The sequence below is a fragment of the uncultured Campylobacter sp. genome, from assembly GCF_937949835.1.
Classification (GTDB): Bacteria; Campylobacterota; Campylobacteria; order Campylobacterales; family Campylobacteraceae; genus Campylobacter_B.
In genome coordinates, this window is sequence record NZ_CALEDC010000519.1 from 1 (window position 1) to 1,219 (window position 1,219).

2 protein-coding genes are annotated in these 1,219 nt (G+C 53.8%); one reads left to right on the forward strand and one right to left on the reverse strand.

The window, feature by feature from the left end; genetic code table 11:
• Positions 1-345: hypothetical protein (locus Q0256_RS11475; protein WP_297963246.1), on the forward strand; the 345-nt coding region annotated here is incomplete at its 5' end.
• 109 nt (positions 346-454) lie between these two features.
• Here Q0256_RS11475 and Q0256_RS11480 read toward each other — a convergent pair.
• The coding region (locus Q0256_RS11480) for an HlyD family efflux transporter periplasmic adaptor subunit (protein ID WP_297963249.1) at positions 455-1,219 on the reverse strand (765 nt) is incomplete at its 5' end.

The following is a 1,219-nucleotide window of genomic DNA, read 5'->3' on the forward strand; positions in this document are numbered from 1 at the left end:
CTGCTTTTACCTTGTCGCCGTAGAGCCGTAAATTTTAAAATTTCACCCGCGCTACTTTGCGCCAAAATTTTGCCGAAATTTTGCTCGCCGCGCCGCGGAATTACGATCTTTTATCCAAAGCCCTACCGACTCGCGCAAACTCGCGCGATAAAATTTACGCCGCCTTTGTACGGCTTAGTTATAAGCACGCAACATTTTATCGCCGCCGAGACGATGTATTTTAGGCGCGGAGAAATTTATCGCCCTGCTCTGCCGAGCAAGCACCGTCTAAATTCCGCCTCGAAGTGCGATTTTAAAATTTCATCAAACTCACGCCATATGCACGGCTTGCGCGGCGTTGCGTAAAATTTTGTCGGGCGATGGGCTCTGCTATCCAAATTTCGCCCGCAGTCTCCAAAGTGCTACGCGCTAAATTTCGCTCGTGCATTAAAATTTCGCGCGCAGTGCTTGCCCGTTAAAATTCCACGCTGATCGGCTGACCTAAGCGAAAGTTGCCGTCATCGTCGCTGAAATCGGCGCGCGCCTCCCACACGAGATCTGCGCGCAGCTCCTCGGTCTGCACCGTGCGCGGCGTGTACATCGCGGTTTGGCTCACGTAGGCGACCTTTGCGCTCGCGCTAGAGCCGTCCGCGGCGATGATCCGCACGCTCTGTCCGGCACGCAGGAAGTGGAGCTGATTTTCGCTTAGATAAAATTTCGCGCGCTTGTTTTTTACTTCGCTGAGCTCAAAAACACCCACGCTAGGCATGCTGATGTCGCCGAGCTCCTTAAGGCGCGCTCTGATCTGCCCGCTAAATGGCGCTTTTAGCACGCTTTGCGTCTCGATTTGGTAATTCAGATATTTCAGATTTTCCTCGCAGCTTGCCAAATTTGCGCGCGCAGCGCCTACATCCTCGCCGCGGTAGCCGCTTTGAAGCTGGCGCAGATTAGCCTGCGCGCTTTGTAGCTGGGCTTGCGTGCGCTTCATCGAGTAAAACGCCTCGTCGATCTGCTGCTTGGACGCGGAGTTGGTTTTGCCTAGGCTCTTGAGGCGTTCGTTCGTCAAAGTGGCGAGCTGTAGGGCGTTTTGCAGCGCGCTTACGTTCGCCGCCGCCATCTCGATCTCCTCGCTACGAAAACCGCTTTGCAGCTTTTGTAAACTAAATTTAAGCCCGTCGCATCTCGCGATCTGGACCTGTCTTTGAAAACTCAGATCTGCCGTATCTAGAGCCGCCAAGAC